This is a genomic window from Acaricomes phytoseiuli DSM 14247 (assembly GCF_000376245.1).
GTDB classification, from domain to species: Bacteria; Actinomycetota; Actinomycetes; order Actinomycetales; family Micrococcaceae; genus Renibacterium; species Renibacterium phytoseiuli.
In genome coordinates this window covers 1-18575 of the sequence record NZ_AQXM01000052.1, presented here as the reverse complement: position 1 = coordinate 18575, position 18575 = coordinate 1, and the positions used below count along the sequence as shown (strand labels likewise).

Annotated in this window: 14 protein-coding genes and 1 riboswitch; of the genes, 11 read left to right on the top strand and 3 right to left on the bottom strand. The window is 62.9% G+C overall.

Annotation, left to right across the window (positions count from 1 at the left end; genetic code table 11):
• Positions 1 to 11: 11 nt before the first annotated feature.
• Positions 12 to 3980 carry an endo-alpha-N-acetylgalactosaminidase family protein gene (locus C501_RS0104825; protein ID WP_018134504.1) on the bottom strand — a complete coding sequence of 1323 codons (3969 nt, stop codon included), beginning with the start codon at positions 3978 to 3980 and terminating at the stop codon, positions 12 to 14.
• A 442-nt stretch (positions 3981 to 4422) separates the two neighbouring features.
• Here C501_RS0104825 and C501_RS0104820 point away from each other — a divergent pair, with 442 nt between their 5' ends.
• Genes C501_RS0104820 through C501_RS0104800 form a run of 5 tightly spaced genes read left to right on the top strand, consistent with a single transcriptional unit; the run spans position 4423 to position 8902 of the window.
• On the top strand, positions 4423 to 5346 hold the full coding sequence (locus C501_RS0104820; protein ID WP_018134503.1) for an SIS domain-containing protein: 924 nt from the start codon (positions 4423 to 4425) through the stop codon (positions 5344 to 5346).
• A gap of 4 nt (positions 5347 to 5350) precedes the next feature.
• Entirely contained in the window at positions 5351 to 6289 is a 939-nt protein-coding gene (locus C501_RS0104815; RefSeq protein ID WP_018134502.1) for an ROK family protein, read from the top strand.
• On the top strand, positions 6286 to 7233 hold the full coding sequence (locus tag C501_RS0104810) for a 1-phosphofructokinase family hexose kinase (RefSeq protein ID WP_018134501.1): 948 nt from the start codon (positions 6286 to 6288) through the stop codon (positions 7231 to 7233). The genes C501_RS0104815 and C501_RS0104810 overlap by 4 nt, the downstream gene beginning before the upstream one ends.
• Positions 7233 to 8114 carry a class II fructose-bisphosphate aldolase gene (locus C501_RS0104805; RefSeq protein ID WP_018134500.1) on the top strand — a complete coding sequence of 294 codons (882 nt, stop codon included), beginning with the start codon at positions 7233 to 7235 and terminating at the stop codon, positions 8112 to 8114. The genes C501_RS0104810 and C501_RS0104805 overlap by 1 nt, the downstream gene beginning before the upstream one ends.
• Entirely contained in the window at positions 8111 to 8902 is a 792-nt protein-coding gene (locus C501_RS0104800; RefSeq protein WP_018134499.1) for a DeoR/GlpR family DNA-binding transcription regulator, read from the top strand. Before C501_RS0104805 ends, C501_RS0104800 begins: the two co-directional genes overlap by 4 nt.
• Before the next feature lie 38 nt (positions 8903 to 8940).
• Here C501_RS0104800 and C501_RS0104795 read toward each other — a convergent pair whose 3' ends face one another.
• Positions 8941 to 9585 carry a VOC family protein gene (locus tag C501_RS0104795; protein ID WP_018134498.1) on the bottom strand — a complete coding sequence of 215 codons (645 nt, stop codon included), beginning with the start codon at positions 9583 to 9585 and terminating at the stop codon, positions 8941 to 8943.
• A 163-nt stretch (positions 9586 to 9748) separates the two neighbouring features.
• A riboswitch (SAM riboswitch) is annotated at positions 9749 to 9900 on the top strand.
• A 68-nt stretch (positions 9901 to 9968) separates the two neighbouring features.
• On the opposite strand from C501_RS0104795, the gene metX reads away from it, so the two are divergent.
• Complete coding sequence (metX, locus tag C501_RS0104790) at positions 9969 to 11204, top strand: homoserine O-acetyltransferase MetX (protein WP_083906550.1); 1236 nt, start codon at positions 9969 to 9971, stop codon at positions 11202 to 11204.
• 192 nt (positions 11205 to 11396) lie between these two features.
• Complete coding sequence (locus C501_RS0104785; protein ID WP_018134495.1) at positions 11397 to 12041, top strand: hypothetical protein; 645 nt, start codon at positions 11397 to 11399, stop codon at positions 12039 to 12041.
• On the opposite strand, the gene C501_RS0104780 is transcribed toward C501_RS0104785, so the two are convergent.
• The gene (locus C501_RS0104780) at positions 11975 to 12721 is read right to left on the bottom strand and encodes an SGNH/GDSL hydrolase family protein (protein WP_018134494.1); all 747 of its coding nucleotides are present in this window, start codon (positions 12719 to 12721) and stop codon (positions 11975 to 11977) included. The genes C501_RS0104785 and C501_RS0104780 overlap by 67 nt on opposite strands.
• Before the next feature lie 192 nt (positions 12722 to 12913).
• Here C501_RS0104780 and C501_RS0104775 point away from each other — a divergent pair, with 192 nt between their 5' ends.
• The 4 genes from C501_RS0104775 (at position 12914) to C501_RS0104760 (ending at position 17622) form a co-directional block, all read left to right on the top strand.
• A complete protein-coding gene (locus C501_RS0104775; protein ID WP_018134493.1) occupies positions 12914 to 14125 on the top strand; it encodes a cysteine desulfurase family protein in 1212 nt (403 codons plus the stop codon).
• Between the two features lie 100 nt (positions 14126 to 14225).
• Complete coding sequence (gene mnmA / locus C501_RS0104770) at positions 14226 to 15365, top strand: tRNA 2-thiouridine(34) synthase MnmA (protein WP_026174615.1); 1140 nt, start codon at positions 14226 to 14228, stop codon at positions 15363 to 15365.
• Between the two features lie 145 nt (positions 15366 to 15510).
• A complete protein-coding gene (locus C501_RS0104765) occupies positions 15511 to 15777 on the top strand; it encodes a hypothetical protein (RefSeq protein ID WP_211206343.1) in 267 nt (88 codons plus the stop codon).
• 3 nt (positions 15778 to 15780) lie between these two features.
• Positions 15781 to 17622, top strand: a complete 1842-nt coding sequence (locus tag C501_RS0104760; protein WP_018134490.1) for an alpha/beta hydrolase — start codon at positions 15781 to 15783, stop codon at positions 17620 to 17622.
• Positions 17623 to 18575 lie beyond the last annotated feature (953 nt).

Sequence of the window (18575 nt, the reverse complement as noted above, 5' to 3'; positions counted from 1 at the left end):
CCGGCCCGCGTTCAAGGGCTGCAGCGGAACATGGCATCCGCCCAGTTGGCCCAGGCATTTCCATTACCCGCTTGGGTCGTGGATACCTTCAGTTCTACGAATTCCACGCCCTTGAGCGGGACCGAGATCTTCTCGGGTGCGCCACCGCCGCGCATGACCGGGGAGGTGTAGAGCTCCTTGCCGTCTCCGACGACGGAGAATACCGCTTGGCCACGGCTTCCCTGGCTATCGTCGATTCCGATCACCGAGGTGAGCGTGGAGCACTGACTGCCGAGATAGTAGGTGATCTTCGACGGTGCATGGGCGCCCAGCCCCTTGGCGTACTGGATGCCCCCGAGCCGTAGCGGCGGCCCGTCACCGGTTCCTTTCTGCCCATTGGCCTGATCCTTCTCCACCGGGCCCCAGCCGTTCTCCGGAGTGCCGATCCAGGCGTGGTCGGAGGCGTAGGTGTCCTTGGTAGGAGGTGCAGTCAAAGTGGTCAACGTCATTTCTGAGCTGAGCTGGCGGGACTCCCGCGGGATGACAGTGGTGTTGTACTCGCCGATGGCCGTGACCGGGAAGTTCCCCCGCGCATCCGCTGGAGCCGTCACGGTCCAAGTAGTGCGAAGCTGCTGACCGGGGTTGAGTCGGCTGGCCTGAGCACTGTTCTGTGCCTTGGCCGACCAACCACTCGGAAGCTGCAGAGAGACCCGCGCATTAGTGACCGCCGCGCGCTCTGCGGAACGCAGCTCGGTCACCACCGTGGTGCTCGCACCGGGCCCTATGTTGCTCTCGCCGCTCATGGTGAGCGTAGCGCACGCAGCGGCGTTCTGCGCGGGGCCCAGATCTTCGACACGTACGTTATCAATGGTGAATTCACCTGATCCATTGGCGATCTTGCGCAAACCGAACCAGCTCGAACCGCAACTGCTGCCGGTCAGCGTCTGCTCCCATCGGGTGGTCTTCGTTGCCACGGGGATCGCGCGGCTCTCGGTTTCCGTGCTGGAGTTCCCGGCATCGTAACCGGTCACCCAGCTGTACTGACCTGCTTGAGAGGACTGGTAGTCGAAGGACACCCGGTACTGCCGTCCCGGTTTCAGCGGAACCGTGTAGTCGCTCGTGCGGTACACCAGCCCCTGGTTCTCACCATGCGACTGCAGGGAGTACTGGCCGCTCAGGATATCCGAGGTGGTCTTGCCGTTCCAACCGGCCTGGGTATAGGGCTCGTTGCGCTTGGCGATATGCGTCTTTGGATCGTTGACACCGCCCCCGTCTCCCTTGATGAAGGGGCCCCAGCCCTGATCCGTGTTCTCGAAATCCTCGGAGACGATGCCGGGGCCCGGCACTCGTTCGGTACGCACCACACGGAAGTCGTCGGCTTTCACCGTGGCGGTGCCGGGTGCGGCGGAGAAGGTGACCATCGGGCTCTGCCCCTCGGCCACATCCACCAGAACGCGGAGTCGTTGGAAGTAGGTGTCTCGTTTCTCATCGGCGTCCACGAAATTTCTGGCCCCGGACATATCCACCGTGGTGCTGATCGGAGCCCCCTTGCCCGTATTGACGCTGAGCGTCGTCGGGCGCTTCTGCCCCGGCTGGATCTCCACCCAGGCGCTGACCGAGTAGGTGCCCGCCGAAAGCGGCTGGAGCTTCTGCGAGATCTGCGAGGATCCCTGGCCCAGGCGAGCTACGAGCTGCCCTTTGTTCATCCGCTCGATCTGCGCTCCACCCGTGGGGTTCCAGGCGCTGAGGTTCCCTGCGTTGAAGCCGGGATCCTGAAGAGGCGTTGCCTCCCCGTACTTCATTTGCGCGGGAACAGTCGTCGTCGCGGGGTCGGCGATGAGTACATAGGGCTGCCCGGGTTCCGCGACCACGGTGGCCTTGCCGTTCACAACCGGTACCACACCGGCGGACTGCCGGCCGTTATCGGTGAGCTTGTAGACGTTCAGAGACTTCGCTCTGGCGAAGTCACCGGTGAGATCCCAGGTGCTGCTGCCTCCGGCCGGGTTGTAATGGTAGAGCTTCTGCGGACCTTCGCCCTGTTCGGGGGCATCGGCTTGCGGGCCGAAGCTCGGGGTCAGCGTGGACCAGGGCAGCAGGTAGCTGCCGCCACGGATCACCGTCTTGCCGCCCAGCGTCACTACCCGATTATCGTTACTGGTGCCCTTGGCGCTCACTCCGCCGGTGAAGTCGATCTGATTATCCGCCCAGCGCATGATGGTCTGCTGTTGCAGGAATTTGGTGGGCAGATTATTGCTCCAGATGTTCTTACTGAAAGCGTTGTAGTCGTTCTGGCCGGTCCAGCCCTCGAACTCGACGATCCGGGCATTGCCCAGCAGTGGGTCGGGGTTCCAGACGTCCCGGTTGGCGTTGTCGATGAAGCGGAGGATCTGCGAGTTGACGCCTTTATTGGTTTTTGGGCCGTAATTCTCATCGGCTGACCAGTGCGACCAGGTGGTGTTGCGGGCCAGGCTGTCGGACCACTCCGAGGTGACGCTTAAGCCGGAATCCTGCAGTGCTTTCTGCGTCCGATATGACGCCCAGCCCGGGGTGTAGTACACATCGACGTAGGTCATGGTCAGGTTCGGATCGGCTTCAGCGCGAAGCTGCTTGATGCGGTTCTCCAGGCTCCCGGAAGTGATGTCCCAGGTCTGGTTGATGTAATAGGACTGATCCAGCCAATTCCAGCCCTTCGCATTCTTATCGACGAACTGCTCGTTGAAGGAATTCGCCTCAGGGTACGCCTCGGTGGCATTGATATGCACGCCGAAGGTGGCGCCGAAAGACTTCCCCGCGGCGAGCAGGCTGTTCATGTCTTCAAGGCCGCCAGCGCGGGTGTTGTAGTTTCCGCCAAAGTCGGAGTTCGCTGAGTCATGACCCTCTGAGGTGTATCCCTTGAGCAGGGCCATCTGCCCCAGTCCATCGGTGGCCGCTGAGATTCTCTTGACATTGTCCAGAGTGCGCAAGAAGGGGTTAGTGGCCTGGCTCGCGAAGTTGAAGGGGATATGCGTGATCACCCGGTTCTTCACATCAGCGGCCCCGGTGATCACCGGGGCGATACTCCGATAGGCGATAGCCGCATCTTGCCAGTTCACGGTTTTGTCGGCATTGGCGTCGCCGGTGATCGCCACCTTCGCCCAGGGCAGTTCTTCGGTCTGCTCCGAGCCTTGCGCCCGGTACAGCCAGGCACCGGAGGACACACCCATGCGCATCGTGCCGTCCTGCTGCTTCACCGCCTGTCGCCAGAATCGGGATTTCTCCCCACGAGCGTCAGGGCTTTTCGAGTCATAGAGAGAATTGGTCTCCAGTGCGGCCGCGAGATCCGAAGTCGACACGAGGGAGAGGTAGGAGTTCTTGGGGGAGGCATCGGCCGGAGTCTGCGCGGTGATCGTGGTGATCGTATCCCCAGAGACCGCGCGATCCACGGAGAGCAGGGAGGAGGCTACCGTGGCTCCCGGTTCTGCGGAGGAGACGCTCACCAGATCCTGCTCTTTGATCTGCAGTGTATTGACCCGGGTCTGCGCGGTGTCCGCGATATCGGTGACCGCGAAGTCCACGGTTCTGCCGGAGACGGTGAGTTTGGCCTTCAAGGTGACGCCGGGCAGATCCTTCGGCGTCAGGGTGTATTCGACGGTATTCGCGGCGGTTTTGCTGGAAGTTACCGTCACGGTCTGGTCGGTTCCATTGATGGTGAGGCTGTTCTTGACCGCCTGGCTCCCGGAGAGGCTCTTCCCGTTCGCGGTATCGGTGTATCGGAGCACTTGGGGGAAATCGCGGGCGACGTCGACGCGCAGCTCGGCAGAGCTGATCTGCTCCGCGGTGACACCATCTGGGAGCTTCTGCTGCGCGGTCTGAATGGGCGGTGTCTGAGTGGGCGCAGCCATTGCGGTGCCACTCACCATGAAGGTGCTCAGCAGGGCTGCGGCCATGCCCGCACCGAGCAGCTGAGGTCCTTGCCTGCGCCAAGCGTTGAGCCCGGATGGGCTGCTGCGCTTCCGGGGCATCCGGGTGGCTCCGGGTGCCGGTCTTCTTGGGGTAAAACAGAGCCGGACATGTATTCCCTCTTTCAACAGGACGGCTGCGCTGCCGTGTTTGGTCGGGTTCACGACGAACCCTCCTCGTCACTTGAGCTGCGGGCGAGGCTGAAGGGATGCCCTCGACCGCCCCACAGGACGAGTGACCTGGCTCACTATCTTTCCTGAGAGGTGGCTTTGATGCAAGGCCTATCTTGACTAAAGATGATTGAAAATTGCTTCTTTGAAGCGCATAAAGTGACGGAATTTAAAATTTAGATGCGTGCAGAGTGCGAAATCTAATCACTTCTGATCACTGCTTCTGGTAGGTTTGGTGTGCTTGCTTCCTGAGTGCTTACGTCAGCGCATGTCACTCGAAGGAGCTCGGCTGAGCCGAGTGGAACCCGCCAAGATCAGGTAGGAGAGTGCGTTCATGACAGAGGCGATATCGAAGGCTGCTGCTGGGGCTCTGATGGCCGCCGAGCTCGAGAGTCAGCCGGATATCTGGCAGACTGCGATCGCCCAGGCGCGGCAGGAGAACCAGCAAGATCAGCGCCTGCTTCCCGCGCACGGCGACCGGGTGGCTGTGATCGGCTGCGGCACCTCCTGGTTCATGGCGCAGAGCTACGCCGCAGCCAGGGAGCAGGCTGGCCTGGGCGTCACCGACGCTTTCACGGCTACAGAACTTCCGGTGAACCGAGATTACGATGCGGTGCTGGCAATCACTCGTTCTGGGACCACCACTGAGATCCTCGATATCCTGCGACGGCTACAGGGTACGATTCCCACCGCGCTGATCGTCGGCGATACTCATGCCCCTGCATCGGGGCTCGCCGATAACGTGATCGGCCTGCCGTACGCCGATGAGCGCTCGGTGGTGCAGACCAGATTCGCCACGGCGGCACTGGGCTATCTGCTCACGGACATCGGCATGGACCTGGCCCCTGCCGTCCGGGACGCGCACGCCGTTCTGTCCGAACCCCTCGACAGCTCCTTGCTCACAGCTGAGCAGTTCAGCTTCCTCGGCCAGGGCTGGACGATCGGGCTGGCTCATGAAGCCGCGCTGAAGATGCGGGAGGCGGTGCAGGGCTGGACCGAATCCTACCCCGCGATGGAGTATCGCCACGGCCCGATTTCCATCGCCGCCCCCGGCAGGGTCACCTGGATGCTCGGCGAGGCTCCGGAGGGGCTGCGCCAGGACGTCGAGGCCGCGGGTGCGAGCTTCATCGCCGCCCCCACGCACCCTTTGGCCGAGCTCGTCCGGGTGCACCGACTCGCTCTGGCGAGATCCTTGAACCGGGGCCTCGATCCGGATCACCCCCGGAACCTCAGCCGCTCGGTGATCCTCGACAGCTAGACGGATGCGCAGAGTCTCCTCAGCGGTGCTAGCTTTCTATGTGGGCGGCACCGATATCAAAGCCGGCCTGATCAGCTTCGGGCAGGCAGCTGAGCAAGATCAAGATACTATTCCGCGGATCACGGGTTTGAACCGCTTCCCCACGCCCAGGGCGACGGAATCGGCCGATGCCGTCGTGAACTTCCTAGCCAGACTCGCCGAGCAATACCGGAAGGAGTACTCCGGGCAGGTGATCGAAGCCATCGGCGTCACGGTGCCGGGCCTGGTGGATGAAGAGCGCGGCGTCGGGATCTATTCGGCTAACCTCGGCTGGCGGGATTTCCCTTTCCGCCAGAGACTGGAAGCCACCTTCGGTGAACCAGTGGCTTTCGGGCACGATGTCGGTACCGCCGGTGATGCCGAATTCGCGCTGGGGGCGGCGAAGGACGGCCGGGACGTCATGATCCTGATCATTGGCACCGGTATCGCTGCCGCTCTCTATACAGATGGCCACAGACTCCGCGCGGGAGGCTATGCGGGAGAGATCGGCCATGCTCTGATCCCTGCGGACGGCGAGCTGCATCTGCTGGAGAGCCGGGCCTCAGCCGGAGCCATCGCGCGCCGGTATCAGGATCTCGTCCCCACCTTCACAGGCGGTGCCAGGGAAGTGCTCTCCGCAGCCAAAGCGGGCGACTCTCAGGCGCACCGGATCTGGACAGAGGCGGTCGAGGCGCTCGGCTTGGCCATCGCCCAGTCGGTGGCGACCCTGGGTAGGAGCACCGTGGTCATCGGCGGCGGCCTGGCCGAAGCCGGGGATGAGCTCTTCGACCCCTTGCGCCGAGTCGTCGACGGCTTGCTGAGCTTCCAGCCGCGGCCCGTGCTGCGCAAAGCAGTGCTGGGCCCGGAGGCCGGGCTGATCGGCTCGGCGCTGCGGGCTCAGCGGATGCTCCAGGAGCGCCGATGATCCTCACTCTCACCCCGAACCCGGCCATCGACCTCACGTATCAGACGAGTCAGCTGCTGCCAGGGCAGACGCACCGGGTCTGCACTCCTGTGCGGAGGGCCGGCGGCAAAGGGATCAACGTAGCCAGGGTGCTGCACCAAGAAGGGCTGCCGGTCCGCGTGCTCGCCACGGCGGGGGGTCGCACCGGGGAAGAGCTCGCTGAAGACCTAGAGCGCACGGGTCTGAGGCACCGGCTAGTACCGGTCGCCGCTGGAACCAGAAGCACTATAGCGATGGTCTCCTCTGATACGACGACCATCTTCAACGAACCGGGCGCTCCGTTGAGCGGCCGGGAGTGGCAGTATCTCGCCGAGGCCGTGGCGGATGAACTCCAGGGGGCGAAGGTCTTCGTGGCCTCCGGCTCCCTTCCGGACGGCGCTCCGGCCGACCTCTACCCGGGGGTGATTGCTTTAGCGCGGCAGCAGGGCGTACCGAGTATCATCGACGCCTCGGGCGCCGGATTGCTCGCAGCGGCCAGCGCCGGTGCGGACTTGCTCAAACCGAACCGCGCCGAGCTCGCCGAGGCCACGGGTGAAGCCGATCTTTTCGCCGGAGTCCGCGTGCTTGTGCGCTTAGGCGCCCGGCGGGTTCTGCTCAGTGACGGCGGGAACGGAATGCTGGGTTTCGCGGCTGGGCGCAGCAGCTATCTCACCGCCAGGCTGCCCCAGCCCCTGGCAGGCAATCCCACCGGTGCCGGAGACGCCGCGGTGGCCGGTGCGGCTGCACTTCTCCATGATGCCGCGCTGTCAGACGAGGCCGCACTCGATGCTGCGGATGACCTGGAACGACTGCTGCGCCGGGCCGCTGCCTGGGGCTCAGCTGCGGTGCTGATGCCGCTGGCCGGTGAGATCTCCGCAGAATGGCCCGATCTCCAGGAGAAGCTGATCATCGAGGAGAGCCACTGATGCCACTGACCCCTACGCAGCAAATCATGGCCGCCGCGGTAGCAGGCGGCTACGGTCAGGGCGCTTTCAACGTCCTGCATCTGGAGACGGCAGAAGCCCTGGTCGCCGGGGCGGAAAGCGCCGAAAGCCCTCTGATCCTGCAGATTTCCCAGAACTGCGTGGTGTTCCACGGCGGCCTGGAGCCCATTGCACGGGCAACCCTGGCGCTCGCCAGCTCGGCAACGGTCCCCGTGGCGGTTCACCTGGACCATGCCGAGGACGAGGATCTGGTGCGCCAGGCGGTGGATCTGGGCTTCGGCTCCGTGATGTATGACGGAGCCGCGCTGCCTTACCGGCAGAATGTCGATGCCACTCGGCGGATGGCGGATTATGCGCATGCGCACGGCGTCTATCTCGAGGCGGAGCTGGGCGAAGTCGGGGGAAAAGACGGCGCGCATGCTCCGGGCGTCCTCACTGACCCCGGGGAGGCGGCGGAGTTCGTCGTCGCCACCGGGGTGGATGCGCTCGCGGTGGCCGTCGGCTCATCGCACGCGATGACCGAGCGCAGCGCTGAGCTGAATCTGGAGCGGATCGCCGAGCTGCACGCACGGTTGGAAGTACCGCTCGTGCTGCACGGGTCTTCGGGGGTGCCCGAGGACGCCCTGGTCCGGGGAATTGCGGCGGGTATGCGTAAAATCAGTGTTTCGACACATCTAAACGGTTTCTTCACCCGGGCCGTGCGCCACTACCTGGAGCAGCACCCGGAAGCCGTGGATTCGCGGAAGTACTTGGCGCAGGGCAGGCAGGCGCTGATTCCGGAGGTCGCCCGGCTGCTGACCTTGTTCCGGGGAGTTGACGGGCGGAACCACGGGGAGACCTCGAAAGGGCGCGCACAGGGATGAATCGTACGGAACGGCTCAACGCGATCTTGGATCTGCTGGCGCAGACCGGCCGGGTCGACGTCGAGGATCTGATCCAGAACCTGAAGATCTCTCCGGCTACCGCCCGTCGGGATCTGGATTCACTGGCCAGTGAGCGGCTGCTCAACCGCACCCGTGGCGGCGCGGTGGCCAGTTCTGTCGCTTACGATCTGCCAGGGCGCTACAACCGGGACGACCACGCTCAGCAGAAGCACGATATCGCCCTGGCCGCCAGCGCCCTGATCCCGCGCGGCGCGGTCATCGGCCTGTGCGGCGGCACCACCTCGACGGCGCTGGCTCAAGTCTTAGCCACGCGTGAAGACCTCTCCGAGCCGTCGACCAAGCCGACGCTCACCGTGGTCACCAATGCGATCAATATCGCCGCTCAGCTCGCTTTGCGGCCCAATTTCAAGATCATGGTGTGCGGCGGCATCGTCAACCCGCGCTCCTACGAGCTCGTGGGCCCCTATACCGACATCATCTTGCAGAAAGTAGCCCTGGACTTCGCCTTCATCGGCGTCAATGGGATTGATCCCGTCTTCGGGCCGACCGTCTCCGATGAAGGGGAAGCCACGGTCAATTCACTGATGGCGCGCCGGGCCAAGGACTCCTATATGCTCGCCGACTCATCCAAGATCGGTCAGCGTGCGTTCGCGACGATGGAAGGCTATGTCTTCGAACGCCTGATCACGGATCAGGCAATCACCTCGGAGCAGCTCGACGCTTTCATCGAGCACGGCGTCGAGGTCACGGTTGCCTCCGGCAATTGAGGCGGTACTCGGCTAAGAAGCTTCGGAACGCACGGGCCTCAGACGGTGACGAGGCCTTGGTCTGTTTCGAAAGTGACGCTCATGATTCCCGGAGTGCCATGCGGGGCAACCCATTCGATACTTACGTTCTCGAGGGAGTTCTCGACGTGCTCCCCGAGCCATTCGGTGACCCGCTCGGATGACCCGGCGATGGTGAGGCTCGTCAGCTGCACGGTTCCGACCTCGGCCTGAGACGGATGAAGATCCGGATCGCCTTCCCATTTGAGCAGGTACGGAACCTGCGGGTCAGCGATCAAGCCCTTGATGCCGATCTGCTGCCAGAGGAGTTCGCGGTTATCCGGGAACTTGCGGTTTCCAGGCACTGATTCCCGGCCGAGCCGCTTCTCGAAAGGAAGAAGATCGTCCACCGCGACGCACCAGCCCATCCAGCCGCCGCCGCTATCGGAACGCGCGCGCACCGCCTGGCCGAAAGGCGCTTTATCCGCTGCCGGGTGGTCCAGTACCTCAACGACTTCCAAGTACTGCCGGCCGGTCAGCGGGAAGAGCATGTTCCGGGTGCCGAAGCGCGGATGCACTCCGCCGCGAACCGGGCGGATCCCCAGTATCTCGCTGATCCGCTCAGTGGTCGCGGCCAGGCCGTCGGGTTCACAAGCATAAGAGACGTGGTCCATACGCATGCCCATATCTTCCCACTTTGTGACCTGGGTCTCGAATTAGGAGAGCCTAAGCAATTCTTGTGACGGTTGCGCTGCCTTGGATCATTCCCGTGTTGCAGGTGCGTCTCCTTGCGTCATCTATCCCGCCGGCGCTTGCGATGTCTGCTCACTCGCCTGCACACTGGCAGCAGGTCATGAGTTCCAGCTGCCTCTGTTGCACCGGTTCCATCCGTTGCGCACGATGCGCCAGCCCCGGCTAGCTGGACGGCAACCCTCCGTTGCGGCGGGGTGCCCCGGGTGACGACCCGGCCCTGGCCGCCCGGCCAGGTGCAAGCGCAGCCTACCGTTCTCTACGAGACCATCACCGGATGGCGGCCGGGCTCTATTGCCGAGAGGCCGAGGGATTGCAGATGAGACCTCAAGAGATAGCAGTGCCGCCTGCTGCCGCCGAGCCAGCGCAGTGCCAGGCCGTTCAAATTCATGAAACCCAGATCTACGGGCCCTCCTTTCCGCTTCTGCAGGATCGGCTGCTCAGATACCTGGATCTTGACGATCTGCATCTGGAATCTGGAATGGTGCTGCCGGGTGCGGTTCTCGCGTATGAAACCTGGGGCCGGCTCGACTCCCAGGCCAACAACGCCATCTTGATCCAGCATGCGCTGACCGGGAGCACCCATGTGACTTCTGCTGCGGCAGAGCGTTCTTTCCGGGCGGCGGATCCGCAGCGTCCCGGAGAGCGAGGCTGGTGGGAGGACATTGTGGGGCCTGGGCGGCCTATCGACACGAACACGTACTTCGTGGTGGCGATCAACCTGCTGGGCGGCTGCTACGGCAGCACTGGGCCGGCCAGTAGGGCGCCGGATGGAAACCGCTGGGGGAGCAGGTTCCCCTTCCTCACCCTGCGGGACACTACGCGAGCCGAGACGCAGCTGGCCGATGCTCTGGGCATCGCCAGATGGCATGCGGTGATCGGAGGTTCATTAGGCGGGGCGAGAGCCCTGGAGTGGGCGGTCAGTTACCCGGAACGAGTTGGCACCGCGGTAGTGTTGGCCAGTTGCGCGGCGAGTACGGCGGAGCAGATCGCCCTCGCTCAGCTGCAGACCCTCGCGATCCGGCAGGATCCGCACTTCGCCGGAGGAGATTATTACACTGGCCAGGCACCTGCCGAAGGCCTTGCGCTCGCCCGCCAGATCGCCCAGCTTTCCTACCGCTCCGAAGCTGAACTTGGGCAGCGTTTCGGGCGGCAAGCGCAGCCCGGTGAGAATCCTCTGCACCCCAGCCGCAGCCACGGTTCGGGAACAGGGCGCCCCCGGTATCAGGTGGAGAGCTATCTGGACCACCAGGGCCGCAAACTCGCGAACCGATTCGACGCGAATAGTTATCTGGTGCTCACGGAAGCCCTGATGAGCCATGACCTCGCCCGCGGCAGGGGGTCGCTCAGTACAGCTCTGCAGGCTGCATCAGCGGTGCGCTTCGTCATCGCGGCGGTCAGCTCGGATCGGCTGTACCTGCCAGAGCAGAGTGCAGAGCTAGCGCAGGCCCTGCCGGTGCCGGTCCCGGTGCAGTTGATCGATTCCAGCAGGGGCCATGATGGTTTCCTCACGGAGACCGGCCGGCTCGGGGCGCTCCTGGCGGAGCATTTCTGAGCGGGCACAGGCCCGGACGTTCCAGCCTGGGCCTGCACCCGGCCCGGGCAGCTATGATTTCTGCGTGATCGAAGAGCAGGGCGCACCGGCTGAGCCGCGCGCAACAGGCAAGCTCCGGCGGGGCAGGGCGCCGGTCATCTCCCGCTCCGCCTTGGCGAACGCCGCTATCGAGCTCGGGTTCGAGAATCTGAGATGTGCGCGGTCGCCGCGAAACTTGGAGTCAAGCACTCCTCGCTCTACCGGCATATCGAATCTCGCGAAGAATTGGTGAGCCTGGCGATCGATACGCTCGCGAGCCAGACTTCCTGGCCGCAGCCCGATAGTTGCTGGCGCGTTTACCTGGAGCAGCTCACGGATGAGATGTGGCGGCTGTACACCGAATTCCCTGGCCTTGCGACCGAACTGCAGCGCCTCCCGGGGCCCCTCAACTCCGTTGTGCGGATCTTCGCCGCTGCCACCGAAGCGCTCATGGGATTCGGTTTCGCGGATGAAGAAGCGGTGCTCATCATCGACACTGCCTCAGATCTGACGATCGACAGCTATCTGACCAGCTACCGGTTACGGCAGCATGCCGCCCAGAACACTGTGCCGCCTGCCCGGCTCGCGGCGGAGGCGCTGCTGGCGGGAAGCATCCCGGAACTGAAGCACCGCTTGCCGGTGGCGGATATCGCACGGCTGGAAACGGTCCTGGTGCGGGCCTTCGATCTGGACGGCAGCGACTGGTGGCGGCGTAAGCGGAAACTGCTCTTGGACGGTATCGCGGTTTCGGTTCAGGAGTCCCGGAAGACCGGGCCTGCGGTGGGTCGTTTAGGCAGTACTCCATCGCCCGAGGACTGATGCCTCAGCCGGCGCACGACCCAGGGGAAGAGGTGCTCCCGAGCCCAGATGAGATCCTCGGCCCGGGCTTCGCGCCAGGACTGTAGCGGCAAAGGCTTGGCTTCGAGCGGCTCCAGTTCATGAGGGACATTGAGCGCGTCGAGAGCCATGATGGAGATCCGGTGGTGGCCCAGCGGGGAGAAATGCAGGCGGTCTTCGTCCCACATCCTAGGGTCGGAGAGCTCGTGCAGCGACCACATATCGGCGATCACGGCATCATGACGGGCGGCTATGGTCCGAAGGTTCTCGTTGTAGATGGCTACTCTGCCCCTGACCCTGCCGAGCACCGGGGTGTCGCGGATATCCGGGCCGTTGAACATCAGCACGGTGGCGCCGCGCTCGCTCAGCTTAGCCACCGCTGTTTCCAAGGTCTGCGCGAGGGTATCGGGGTCCGAGCCGGGACGGATCAGATCGTTCCCGCCGGCGGAGATCGAGATGAGGTCGGCTTTCAGAGCGAGCGCGGGCTCCAGCTGCTCGTCAAGGATCTGCTGCAGCAGCCGGCCCCGGATGGCCAGGTTGGCGTAGGCGAAGTCCTGGTGGCTCCGGCTCAGCTCTTCGGCGAGACGGTCCGCCCAGCCGCGGTTCCCACCGGGCCGGGAAGGCTCCGGGTCTCCGATACCCTCGGTGAAGGAGTCACCCATGGCCACGTAGCGGCTCCAAGGGTGAGTTTCTTGATAGTCATTACTGTGCGCACTCACAGCTTCATCCTGCTACTCGAGGCGCGGGTTACGCGACCGTAGCTTCCGCCAGCGGGCCTCATCGAGCCTTCAACAGGCCTTCTGAAGGCTCGATGGTGGAAGGCCGCGGCCCGCTGCTCGCGGTAGAATCGAGCCGTGTCCGTTTACCTTGATCATGCGGCCACCACCCCGATGATCGGGCCTGCGGTGGCCGCGTTTCAGCAAGAAATCAGCTATTCCGGCAATGCTTCGTCTCTGCACGCATCAGGGCGCCGCACCCGCAGGGTCGTTGAGCAGGCTAGGGACGGCATCGCCGCGGCTGCCGGCGCGCACCCTTCTGAAGTGATTTTTCTCTCAGGCGGTACGGAGGCGGACAATCTGGCGGTCAAAGGACTTTTCTGGTCCCGTCGAGCTGCGGACCCGCGCCGTAAACGCATCCTGGTTTCCGCAGTAGAGCATCCTGCGGTGGCCGAGACGGTGGAATGGCTCGCCGCCCATGAGGGGGCGGAGCCGGTCTGGCTGCCGGTCCGCGCGGATGGCCGGCTGGACCTCGATGCCTACCGCGACGTTCTGGAGAACGACCCCGGGTCGGTGGCCCTGGTCACCGTGATGTGGGCGAACAATGTGATGGGCACCCTGCAGCCGATCCCGGAGGTCGTGGCGATGGCCGCTGATCATGGCGTGCCGGTGCACTCTGATGCGGTCCAGGCTTTCGGTGCGGTGCCGGTGGATTTCGCCGCTTCCGGTCTTGCCGCGATGTCGGTGAGTGCGCATAAACTCGGCGGCCCGGTAGGCATCGGGGCGCTTCTGCTCGGCCGGGAAATGGCCCCGGTGCCGATGAGCCATGGTGGCGGTCATGAGAGAGGGCTGCGCTCCGGCACTCTGCCGGCGGCATCGATCGCTTCTTTCGCCGCTGCGGTCCAGGAAGTTGTCTCAGGGCTGCCGGAAGAGAGCGCCCGGCTGAGTGCGTTGCGCGACAGGCTGATCCGCGGCGTCCGGGATGTCATCCCGGAGGCTAAGTTGAGCGGTAATGAAACGCACCGGCTCCCCGGTAACGTGCACTTCACCTTTCCGGGCTGCGAAGGTGATTCTCTGCTTTTCCTGCTCGATACAATGGGTATCGAGGCATCCACCGGCTCGGCCTGCACGGCGGGGGTTCCCCGGACGTCTTCGGTTCTGCTGGCGATGGGTCTCAGCGAGGAAGAAGCCCGCGGTGCTCAGCGTTTCACTTTGGGGCACAGCAGCACCGAAAGCGATGTAGATGCTCTGCTGAAGGCGCTGCCTGCCGCATACCAGCAGGCGGGCCACGCCGGAATGGCAGGGCATATCTCATCGATAGAAACCGCAGGCACGGCAGGTAAATCCTGATCAGGCCTGAATAATCCTGAACAGTCTTGAACATCGGCAGTAGTCAACAGTAGTCGGCTGTCAGCAGCAATAAATGCCTGGAAGCGGGCAGGAGGTCAGCATGAAAGTACTCGCCGCGATGAGCGGAGGCGTGGATTCCGCGGTCGCCGCAGCCCGTGCGGTCGAGGCCGGGCACGAGGTAGTAGGGGTGCATCTGGCGCTTTCCAGGATGCCCGGCACCCTGCGCACCGGAAGTCGAGGCTGTTGCACCATCGAAGATTCCAACGATGCCTGGCGAGCCTGCGAGAAGCTCGGAATTCCCTATTACGTCTGGGATTTCTCGGAGCGATTCAAAGAAGATGTTGTCGACGACTTCATCAGTGAATACGCCGCGGGCCGCACCCCCAACCCCTGCATGCGCTGCAATGAGCGGATCAAATTCGCCGCTCTGCTGGAAAAAGCGCTGGCGCTCGGCTTCGACGCCGTGTGCACGGGGCATTACGCCCGGGTGGTCCAGGACGACGCCGGCAATTATGAGCTGCACCGGGCCAATGATTGGGCTAAGGACCAGTCCTATGTGCTCGGTGTGCTGACTCATCAGCAGCTGCGGCACTCGATGTTCCCGCTGGCCGATGCGGCGTCTAAGGCCGAGGTCCGCGCGGAGGCTGAGCAGCGCGGTCTTTCCGTCGCGAAGAAACCGGACAGCCACGATATCTGCTTCATCTCGGACGGCGACACCAGAGGCTGGCTCGCCGAGAAAATCGAGATGAAAGAGGGCGATATCCTCGATGAGACCGGGCAGAAAGTCGGCAGCCATGAGGGGGCGAACGCCTTCACCGTGGGGCAGCGCCGCGGTCTGAAACTAGGCCGCCCCGCAGCGGATGGCAAGCCGCGTTTCGTGCTGGAGATCCGCCCCAAGGAGCGCACCGTGGTGGTCGGGCCGGAGCGGTTGCTGGCTATCGACGAGATCCGCGGGATCAAAGTCTCCTGGGCCGGTGAGCCGATCACCGAGGTAGGAACCGGTGAAGAGTTCAGCTGCTACGCCCAGGTGCGGGCGCATGGTGAGCCGGTGCCGGCCCGCGCATGGATGGAGCGTGAGGAGGGTGCCGAGGCGAGTGCCCCTGCGGATCAGCTGATGGTCCGGCTCGAGGAACCACTGGGCGGCGTCGCCCCGGGCCAGACCATCGTGCTCTACCAGGGCTCGCGGGTGCTCGGCCAGGCGACTATCGATGGCGCGCGTTCCCTGGAGCGGGCGGTCTGAGCGTTGATTCCGTAAGGCCCCTGGTGCGGTGCCGCCAGAATAGTAGTGTTTAGGGGTTTCTTTTTGGGCGAGATGTGGGTATATTCTTCTATTAATTAATATTTAATGTTGATTTATTCTTCCGGAGAGTCGCAAGGGGGCGATGATGGCCGAGCGCTTGGTGGTTGACCGGGGCATGGTGGACGCTATGGTGTCGCAATTTTCTGCTAGTGGCGCTTCGCCTGAAGTCCGTGCTCCGGATTATGGTTCCGCGAGTGTCAGCGCGGGGGAAGAACTCAGCAGGGCGGGTGGGTTCGCCGATGAGCTGCTGATCGGCCGGGAGCAGCTGGCCCAATTCCTGACCGCCGGTGCACCGGAGACTGACAGAGTCGATGCTGACCTCGCCAGGAATCTCACTGGTGCGGTGGGGTGATCCGTGTCCTGGTCGAGGTACCAGCCTGAGCTGGGAGATATCGATGCGATCCAGGTTGCCGGCCGGAAGTTAGAAGAATTCGCGCAGTTCTGGGAACTGGAAGCGGCCACTTACTCACGGGTCGCCTCTGCAATTCCCGCTCCAGGCGTATTCGAAGGCGCTTTTGCGCAGGCCGGCGGGGATACGATTGCCGCGCTGGTTCCGGATGCCCAGGGCTTGTCCAAGTTCGGATACATTGTGAGTGTCGCGCATCAGGTATACGCGGGCCGGATCGACCAGATCGCAGCCGAGGCTAAACGGCTCAGGGCTCTGACTGATTACCGGGAGAGCACTCTCGCCGATGCCGCACGCTACCGGACGGTGAACGCGGAACTCCTCAGCATGGCGGATCTGGCCGCGACTAAAGCAGTTCAGGGCCTTGACGATGCAGCAGCGATGCTGAGCACTCAGATCGAGACCGGCTGGGACTGGCTCGAAACCGATCGGCGGACCGCTGATAACGCACTCAATACCGCGATGGTTGGTGCCACCATGCACCGGCCGAAGACCATGAATCCGATGCTCGCCGGGGTAGGGGTGTTCTTCAAGCCGATCCGTGAGGTGAGTGCGGCCGATATCGGTGCATTATCGGAAGCCCAATTAGCGGCCTGGTTGCTGACCGCCGGTAACCTCTCGCAATTGCAGAGCATCCTGAAAGAAATGGGGCAGGATCCTGCTCAGGCGGCGCAGTGGTGGCAGGGGCTGGGGCAGAGCGTCAATCCGGACGGCACCGTAACCGTGGGCGGCAAGCAGATGCTGCTGATCGCCGCGGTACCCGCCCTGATCGGCAACCTCGGCGGGGTGACCATCACCGCCCGGGATCTGGCGAACCGGAGGAACCTGCTCCAGATGCGCCAGGCTCTGATGAAAGAGATCGAGGGGCTGCGCAACAGCCCGGTGCTATTCCTCTTCCCGGAAGTGATCGTGGCGAAGCAGAAACGGCTGGATGCGATGAACGGGGTCTTCGAGACCTTGTACAACGCAGATGGCTCGCCAAAGCAGTTCAGCCCGGTCCGTCAGCTGGTCCGCTACGATCCGCAGGCACCGGGAGCGGCGATCAGCGTCGGTGACCTGGATGCTGCGAAGTACACCACATTCCAGGTACCAGGGCTCAACACGACTCTTGCGGGGTCGATGAAAGATCTCGTCAAAGTGGCACAGACTCAATATGCGGAACAACGAGAACTCGCGAACTTGAGTAATGGACAAGCTGATCCATCTCGGATTGCAGTAGTTGCCTGGTTGGGCAAAGAGCCTCCGCAGGGGCTGGGAGTGTACGACGGTATTAACGCCGATCAGGGCGGTCAGGTGCTTTCTGAGGATGTTTCCGCGCTGAAAGCAGTACAAGAGTCCTTGGGCAATCAGGGTGCTTTGCGGAATGTGACCGCGTTGTCTTATGGAAGCGTGACGTTGATGGAAGCGGCGAGGGACGGCTTGGCGGCGTACAGCATTACGCTGCTCGGCGATATCGGAGCTCCGCCAGGGGTGGATTCAGTCAAGAATTTCACAATTGATGGCGGGGTAGGTGCCGGAGTGTTCCGTGGTAGCTACACCGGTGACAATGTTGCTCCTTGGGGAGCGATTTTCCGCTCTTCGACTGGCGGCCCAGACTTCGGCGCTACCAGTTTTGGTGTTGATGGCACCGATGGGAAGTACCCGACGAATATGCACGGTTATCAAAGTGGGAAGACGGATCAAGGTATCTATGGTTACAGCGATCGATTGACTCAGTCCAGTGTTAATCAGGCCAGAATCAGTCTTGGTCTCGTGGATCAGCTGACGTATGCAGAGGACACGAATAAATGAGAAGTAGACGACGTAAACCCCTGCCAGTTGTTTTACTGGGTGTCTTTCTAAGCGTTGTGTTGGTTGGGTGTGGGGTTGGTGGTGGCTCGGGTATTCCGAGTCCAGCGCAGTCAGGAGATGGCATGGAAGCACAACAGGCACGCACTGAATACCTTGACTTACTTGGCCAAATCGAGAACATGGCACCCAGCGCTGATTGGAAAAGAGATGAGCGACCTGTGGGTGATCAGTGTCGTTTTCCGAATCAGACCACAGGTACTCAGTTCGGGGATGGCAGTCTGGGAGGTCCGCTATCACCGGAGTTAGTAGAGCCGCTTCATCAGCGTGCGAAAGAACTATTCGAGTCTCAAGGGTCCCGGGTGGACCAATCCACTGATCCCGGAACGGCCAATCGCCGCACAGTAGGCTTCGGCCCAGACAAACTTACCGTTGGTTTCAGTACCGGTAGTGGGGGGAGCAGTATCGGCGGGATCAGTCGTTGTTCTGTGGATCCGGAGGGGAAGTACCGGTAGTCGGGATGGTGAGGGGTAGGGGTTTCTTGACGGTGCTGTCCGGCGTAGTGGTGAGCGCTGTATTAGCTGGGTGTGGGATTGATGGTGGCTCGGATATTCCGAGCCCGGCGCAGTCAGGAGATGGTATGGAAGCACAACAGGCACGCACTGAATACCTTGACTTACTTGGCAAAATCGAGAACATGGCACCGGGGGACTGGAAACGCGATGGAGACTCAGTGGGAGGTGCCTGCTTGTTTCCACAAGGAACCAAGGGGACTCGTTTTTCCGACTCAAGTTCGCGTGGAGTTATTCCCGCTGAACAGATCGATGGGTCTGCCCCGGGTTTGGTTGACATCTGATCTGTGAGGATTCGTCCTCGCTGGAAGGATGTATCTCTTGCCCAAGCCCTATCCGAAAGAGTTCCGTGACGATGTCGTGGCTGTGGCCCGTAAAGCCCGG